This window comes from Pontibacillus marinus BH030004 = DSM 16465 (genome assembly GCF_000425225.1).
GTDB lineage: Bacteria > Bacillota > Bacilli > Bacillales > BH030062 > Pontibacillus > Pontibacillus marinus.
Map to the genome: position 1 here is coordinate 75,162 of NZ_AULJ01000032.1, position 7,895 is coordinate 83,056.

The 7,895-nt window shown below is 36.0% G+C and carries 6 protein-coding genes; 5 read left to right on the top strand and 1 reads right to left on the bottom strand.

Going from position 1 to position 7,895, the window contains the following annotated elements; genetic code table 11:
- Positions 1 to 56 precede the first annotated feature (56 nt).
- The 3 genes from H514_RS0106855 (at position 57) to H514_RS22655 (ending at position 4,779) form a co-directional block, all read left to right on the top strand.
- Positions 57 to 1,412, top strand: coding sequence for a hypothetical protein (locus H514_RS0106855; RefSeq protein ID WP_027446298.1), 1,356 nt, complete (start codon positions 57 to 59; stop codon positions 1,410 to 1,412).
- A 266-nt stretch (positions 1,413 to 1,678) separates the two neighbouring features.
- Positions 1,679 to 3,334: a sensor domain-containing phosphodiesterase gene (locus H514_RS23950; RefSeq protein WP_051255060.1), complete on the top strand. Its 1,656-nt coding sequence runs from the start codon at positions 1,679 to 1,681 to the stop codon at positions 3,332 to 3,334.
- 170 nt (positions 3,335 to 3,504) lie between these two features.
- A complete protein-coding gene (locus H514_RS22655) occupies positions 3,505 to 4,779 on the top strand; it encodes a hypothetical protein (protein ID WP_036841994.1) in 1,275 nt (424 codons plus the stop codon).
- Positions 4,780 to 4,945: 166 nt separating this feature from the next.
- Here the strand turns inward: H514_RS22655 and H514_RS0106870 are convergent, their stop codons facing one another.
- Positions 4,946 to 5,236, bottom strand: coding sequence for a transporter suffix domain-containing protein (locus tag H514_RS0106870; protein ID WP_027446299.1), 291 nt, complete (start codon positions 5,234 to 5,236; stop codon positions 4,946 to 4,948).
- A gap of 341 nt (positions 5,237 to 5,577) precedes the next feature.
- Between H514_RS0106870 and H514_RS0106875 the strand changes: the two genes are divergently transcribed.
- On the top strand, positions 5,578 to 5,994 hold the full coding sequence (locus H514_RS0106875) for a MarR family winged helix-turn-helix transcriptional regulator (RefSeq protein ID WP_027446300.1): 417 nt from the start codon (positions 5,578 to 5,580) through the stop codon (positions 5,992 to 5,994).
- A 13-nt stretch (positions 5,995 to 6,007) separates the two neighbouring features.
- Positions 6,008 to 7,612, top strand: a complete 1,605-nt coding sequence (locus H514_RS0106880) for an MDR family MFS transporter (RefSeq protein ID WP_027446301.1) — start codon at positions 6,008 to 6,010, stop codon at positions 7,610 to 7,612.
- Positions 7,613 to 7,895 lie beyond the last annotated feature (283 nt).

A 7,895-nucleotide genomic window follows, 5' to 3' on the forward strand; every position in this document is an offset into this window, starting at 1 on the left:
TTTTGCGTTATTGGGTGCAAGGTTTTATAGATAGTATGAGTAAAAGGGGGCAAAGCATGTTTAGAATAGCTAGGTGGTTGAAGAATTCTAAAAGAGTTAAGAAAATTTTTCTATATGGATTATTTGTTTTTCTAATTTTCTCTCTCTGGTTTTCTTATTCGGTTTACAAACAGCAAAGGTGGAATGCTCATTATGCTGTAAATGAAATGTATCATATCTCTCGTCTTACATATGAGGATTTCAGTCGAATGGAACAAAGAGAATTTGGTGTTCCTTATAGTCTACAAAAACGATTACATAATTTATTTGAGGAAACCCAGCAGTTAAAACGTCACTTTAATTTTTATGAAGAAAATAAAAATGATCTCAATACCAATTTATATTTGAATGGTAGGTATTTTATTGAAGGTTTATCTATCTTAGAACTTCGTCATAAACAAGATTTATGGAGTCAAACTGACCGGAAATATTATGACAAACTATTAACCTATGTAAAAAACCTTTCAAACGTGTTAAAGAAAGAAAAAGAAGGTTTTGAATCAACGCCACTGTTTGCGATATTTAATGTGAATAATCTTTCTGAACAAATAGAAGCTATTAATCGCTTGAGCTATTCCTATGTTTCTAACCATCAAGTATCAGAAGTAAAGACGATGAGCCAAGAAAAAATGAAAGAAATGATTGCTCGTCAAGTAAGTAAAAGTGCTAAAGAGATCCGTATTGATATTCAGAATACATCTGACGAATTTCGAAGTGAGTATGATTTTGAAATCGATGGAGAGATGCATGGAGAAGTAAGTCCTTATACAGGTCTTGTAACGAAAATTAACTATAATTCTAGAGAGAATCCTACCCAAGATTTATCAAAAGAGGATGCTGAGAAATCTGCGGTAGCCTTTCTCAATCATATTTTTGAAGGTGACTATAACTATAAAATAACGTATAACGGAATCAATCATAATCGGAGCTATTCAGGATCTGGAGCACCTAACATTCAACTGCATAGCTTTTATGCAGTACCTCTCAATGGAGAGTATCCATACCTTCAACCATTCCATAATCAGTTTGGTATTTACATTGATAAACATACCGGTGAAATTGGTGACTTTCATATAACGAGTATTAGAAATAAAACGAATAACTTTTTCTCGAATGAATTTTTCACTAGAGACTTTAAACTAAATGTATCAAAAGAGGAAGCTGCTAAGAAATTAAAGTTATTTAAAGAAAAAGGTCTCTTAGAGCAACATAACAATATTGAGAAATATAGTTTTAATAATACAGGAATCATATATTCACAGTTGTCTGGAGAATTTGAGCTTGTACATGAATTCAGAGGGATGAATAAATCAGATCTACTATTTGTGAATGCGACTGATGGTTATCTTGATCAACCTTATGAAGATTTTTAACCTTAAAATATAAACCTTATATAAACTGAAATCCCTTATCAATAAATGATGAGGGTTTTTTTCTATAATCTTAAATTAAATGGAGACACCAGTTTTGTAACACATTCTACATAAACCTGTGTCGATTTTTGTTGAAACGAGTTGTATTTTCATGGTATGAATATAGTATAGAATACTTAAAATAAACTAATTGAATAGGGATATAGTCTTGTTGGTTTTACCTTGGCTGATCTCTTGTTGGAAGAGTAAGGAAGGGCTTTAATAGAATGGTATATTTAATAGGAATTGGTGTACTGGTTGTTAGCTTATGTTCTTTTTATATTTTGAAGCAAAAAGGAAACATTTCTACTCTTCTAAAAAAGGACGATGAAATAAATCAAATTACAATGAACAAAGGAATAACAGAGGACGATCTAAAAAAAGCTTTAGAACGAAATGAGTTCACTCTTTTTTACCAGCCAAAGCTTCACCTGAGAACATTTGAAATCACAGGTGCTGAAGCTTTAATACGTTGGGAACATCCAGAGAAAGGCTTAGTACCTCCCAACGAATTTATACCGATTGCTGAAGCAACAGGTATGATTCTTCCTATCGGGAAGTGGGCATTACATACAGCTTGTAAACAAACGAAAACATGGCAAAATGACGGATTATCAGACATGGTGATTTCGGTAAATCTTTCAGGAGGCCAGTTGTTCCAACCAAATCTTGCAGATGAAATTCAAAATATTTTACAAGAGGTCAATTTGTCACCAAAGTACCTAGAACTCGAGGTTACAGAAAGTATGATGATGGATTTTGAGTTAGGTATTCAAGCATTGAAAGAACTGAAGAGAATCGGTGTTCAGATTAGCTTAGATGACTTTGGGACAGGGTATAGTTCCCTCTCATACTTAAAAGATCTACCTATTGATAAGCTTAAAATTGATCAATCCTTTGTGTACAATTGTACAGAAGATGCCAAAGACGAAACTATTGTCAAAACGATTATTGCAATGTCTCATGAATTAGATTTAGGAGTTGTAGCTGAAGGTGTTGAGACAAAAGGACATTTGCTTAAATTACAAAACAACCTCTGTGATGAAGCTCAAGGGTACTTCTTTAGCAAACCATTACCTCCTGAAGAGTTTGTAAGTAAATTTGCAGAAATACAGGACCACCCGCACGCTTTTAGTCTTTCTAAAGAAGTTTCAAGAGAGAAGGAAATGGAGAGGTTAATCCTAAATGCACAAAATGAATTGACTGAAACGGTACGTCAGCAACAAGGGATGATCTTTAAGTTTGAAAAAGTAGGGGACCGTTTTATCCATACATTATGTGACGGGGAATTGCTTTATAAAGTTGGCTTAATCCCTGAAAAAGTTGTTGGAAAAGAGTTAAAAGACTTTCTTGCATATGAGGATCTCCAACCCAAACTTTCTTATTATGAAAGAGCTTGGAGTGGGGAAGATCATGTAACATACGAGGGAAACTTTGGCGATGTTTATTACCTTGCCTCCTTACGCCCAGTTCGAAAAGGAGGAGAGGTAAAAGCAGTTATTGGATCATGTGTTGATATTACAGAAAGAAAGCAGATTGAAAAAGAGCTACTTCAAAGTGAGACAACAAACAGATTTGTGTTAGACAACGTTAGTGATCTTGTTATTACATTGGATCCAAATGACACTATCATGTATGCTTCTCCATCAGTAGAGAAGGTTTTAGGTTACTCAGTTCAAGACATCATTGGGGATTCAATTCAAAATTATATTTATTTTGGACTTCCGCATGAAGAGGGTGAGTCCCATCTAGTTTTTCAAGATATAGACGGAGGAAGAGTGGAAGTAGAAGTCATTTTTAATTCTTTAATTAGTGACAAAGGTCAATTGGAAAAGAAGGTTTTAGTAGGTCACCTTCATTCAATGATTAAGAGTACAATCTAAAATGACAAATAGTAAATGTGAAAAAGTGTCTATACCTCTGTAAGAGCGGAGGGATAGGCACTTTTATTTGTGCTTAACACCCCTCATATTTCGGTACAACTTTTACTCTGATAAATATGGAGTAGTTGGTAAAAATATAATATATGTCTATCGTTATAGGAGGTAGGGTGATGAATGGGAATATAAACCAAAAACGTTACTCCAAAGCAGTCATATCACCCATTAATATAGGATTAGTTACGATCCGAAACCCCTACATTGCTATGTGGTGGGCGGCTGCATTTCCGGGAATTCCTCAAATTGCGATGTGTAAATATCTAATGGGTGGAATTTTGATATTATGGGAGTTTTTTATAAACCTAAACGCAAACTTTAATTTAGCTATTTATTATTCATTTATTGGAGAATTTGAGTTGGCCACTCAAGTATTAGATACAAGATGGATCCTTATATACATTCCGGTTTATCTTTTTGGTATTTGGGATAGTAGACGGGGTGTAATGGAAACGAATAAATTCGCCATTTTAGCGGATAGTTTCGGATCAGCTGAGAATATAACGCCTACAAAACTGGCATGGTATGACCATAATTTGTTAGATAAAATGAGACCTCGTATTGCTGCTTTATGGTCATTTATTCTACCTGGGCTGGGTCACCTTTACATAAATAGACTTCCAACTGCATTTTATGTGATTGTATGGGTTGTACCTTCAGTGTATTTTTCTAATTTACTTCCCTCTATGCACATGACTTTATTGGGTCAATTTGACAAGGCTACCGAGGTCCTTGATCCACAGTGGTTATTATTTCTTCCCTCTATTTATGGGTTTGCAATTTTTGATGCTTATTTATTTTGTATAAAAAGTAATGAATTGTATAAAACACAACAAGCCAAATATTTAAAAAAGTCTAATCAACCAAAACAATTTAAATCGAAACTTTTGTCAGAGAGGGGGAATGAAATGAACATTGTAGCCTCTTTTGCTTCTTCCTTGTATGTTGAATTAGCTATAAATGAATTAACACAAAGCGGGATTTCCAAGGAAAACATATTCGCCATCCCTTTGGATCAACAGCCTAGAAAGAAGAATGTTGATGTGATTACTGGAGAAGGTATTAAAACCTTCGAAATTGCGGTTTCTTTTGCTACAGCTTTTACTGTACTGGGAACAATCTATGGGTTTATTTGGACTGGAGGGCCTGTTTTATGGGGGTTAATTGGGTTTGCGATTGGTGCCATTTTAGGCTTAGCCTTTGATTTTCTCATTGAGAAAAAGGAAATCATGAAGAAATTAAAAAAGGGCAGCGGTGGGGAAGTCATGATCGTTATCCAGTGTGAAAAGGAAAATATTAAAATGGTCAAAGACATTCTATTTGATCACAATACATTAGGGCTATCTGAAGTTAATATAAACAGCACAGGGGATAAACAAATAGACGTGTAAGCCGATCAGTTCTAGAGTGAATAGCTACATAATCCTACTTTTATAATCCCGTTTGGGTTTTACATGAAAAGAGCGAAACTGCTTACAGTCTCGCTCTTTTTTAAAAATTATTTTCAGTACCCCTATCTCTCACCTTAAATATGTTTGTTTTTATTTACTTTCATTTCTATAGTTCATTGTCACGTTTCTTTTGATCAGATTTTTTTCTCCAATTTACAGGATTAAATGATTTTCTAATTTTATTTGCTACTTCTTTTCCTACCATCAAAGCACCTATCCAAAAGATTACCTCACCTATAACCAGACAGCTTGTAATCGTAATCGCTTTCACCTCACTCGTTAGAGGTAAAAAGGGTATGACGATAGGGGATAAAATCCAGGTAAGTACCGAAAAAATAATAAGTAGGATTCCTGATTTATAAATCCAGGGTTTTTGTGACATGGAGCTTTTCTTCATGATTGCACCCCCAACTAACCGCAAAACTAATATATACAACATTTATAATTATAGTCATTCATTAAGTTAGACAATTTAATAAGAAGCATGTTTAACACATCCTTCCTACCATTAAATCAGGCAAAACAACCCACATCCCCTTCTAATTCAAAGCGCATATGGAGATAGTTGCTACTCTCAATGCGTTCAAGTTATTCATCTACACAGTATATCTTATTTTGAAGTTTTCGACTAAATGGGGCGCTTAGGTTATAGTTGATAAACGCTAAATATTTCTTGATTAAATATTTAACCTAGTTTAATATTCATGTAGTGAGATTTTCGATTGGGGGATTATTTGGATGGATCAAAATAAAATGAAGGATATCGTGGAGCTTGAACATGTAATGCGTTCTTTTATTCGAGATTTTCGTAAAGGGCTAAATGAAATGTTAGGTGAGGACTTCACTAGTAGCGAATTTAGCTTTTTGCGAGCGATCTCGGAAAATCAAAACCAGAATGTATCGAGCCTTGCATCAACGCTTGGTGTGTCAAACAGTCACGCCACATCTGTCATGGATCGTTTAGCTGAGAAAAACCTTATTACACGTACACGGTCAGAAAAGGATCGTCGTGTAGTGGTATTTACGTTAACGGATGAAGGAGAGGAAGTTTTTAACTCTCTAGATCAAAAACGAGAAGCGTATATGAAACAACGATTTGATTCTTTATCACAAGATGAAATCAAAGAATTGCTACGTATTTTCAAAAAGTTATAGAAAGGAATGTCTTATGGAACATTTAGAATATAAACAGAAGGTCACCATAATGATTGCGATCATGGCAGCGATGCTATTTGCAGCGTTGAACCAGACGATTGTTGGTACAGCATTGCCTGTTATTGTGGCTGATATTGGAGGCATGGATTACTTTAGCTGGGTATTTACCATTTATATGCTCACAACAAGTATCACAGCCATCTTAGTAGGAAAACTGTCTGATACGTACGGACGAAAACCATTCATTCTCACGGGTATTGGAATATTTATTTTAGGATCTTTTCTATCCGGGACTTCCGTGAATATTTATCAATTGATCATTTATCGTGGCTTACAAGGTTTTGGTGGCGGAATGATCATGTCTACATCCTTCACGGCAATTGGTGACTTGTTCCCTCCTCGTGAGCGAGGACGCTGGCAAGGAATGATGAGTTCCGTATTTGGATTGGCGAGTGTCTTTGGTCCGACTCTAGGTGGCTATATCGTGGATACATGGCAATGGAACTGGGTATTCTGGGTCTTTCTTCCGTTTGGCCTAGTGGCTTTTACGATGATCTGGAAGATGTTCCCGAATGTAAAATCAGCAGGGAAAACTTCAGTCGATTATGTAGGTGCTGTAATTCTAGCTCTAACCATTGTGCCTTTACTTTTAGCTTTCTCTTGGGCAGGTAAAACCTTTGCTTGGGATTCGATGATGATTATTGGATTGTTTGTTTGGTCATCAATTGCATTAGTTATCTTTATTTTTGCTGAAACACGTGCAGAAAACCCCATTATTCCACTGCATTTATTCCGAAATAGCATTTTCACGATATCCAATGTAGGTGGATTGTTAATGGGAATGGGGATGTTCGGTGCAATTATGTATATGCCTTTCTTTGTTCAAGGGGTATTAGGCATTTCAGCAACACGCACTGGTTTTGTTATGATGTCGATGATGCTTAGTATGGTTGTCACAAGTACTATAGGTGGTCAGCTTATTACAAAAACAGGACGTTATAAAATCTTTGCTCTAATGGGTCTGACAATTATGGGGCTAGGGATGTTCTCCATGTCTCGAATGAGTATAGATACAACATTATTCGGAGTTATTCGTAACCTAGTAATGGTTGGTCTGGGCTTAGGTCTGACATTCCCGGTACTAACTCTTACCGTGCAGAATGCAGTGGATCACAAATATCTAGGTGTTGCCACATCAGCCTCACAGTTCTTCCGACAAGCAGGTGGAACGATAGGTGTTTCCATAATGGGCTCTATTATGAACCTTATTATGGCAGATGAAATGAAAGAGATGATGGCAAAAGCTACAGGTGGAGCTGCTTCCAAGCTTCAAAACATGGGAGCTCTTAAGGATCCTCAAGTCCTCATGGATCCTGATAAAATTGCTGGGGTAAAAGAGAAGGTCCCAGCTGATATGTTGCCTTTATTTAATCAAATAATTCAATCTATGCGAGAGATTTTAAGTACTTCGCTTAGTGGCGCCTTTTTATTTGGTGTGTTTGTCCTTGGTGTAGCTCTAATCTTAATTTCATTCTTGAAAGAGATTCCGCTACGCTTAACTAATCAAACAGAAGAACAATCAGAGGAAAATGTAGAAGCTAAAAGTGTTAGTTCATAAAACTAAAATCACATGACTTTTAAGATTAGTAGTTCAGTTTTTGAGGAAAAACCACCTCTAAAACTGAACTACTTTTTTACTGTCTGGGAAATTATAAAATTGCTAGCTTGTGTATAACTCTTTAATGAGAGTGGGGCCAAGTCCAGCTCCAGCGCCCAGCAACGAATGGACTTCCCTCGCCTCCGTACGATAAGTCAACATCGATTCACCAAGGTTCATCGTGTTTCCTTTATCGTACTACGGGCTCAGTCCAGTCCCTTCGTTGCTAAACGGGCGCTTGCGC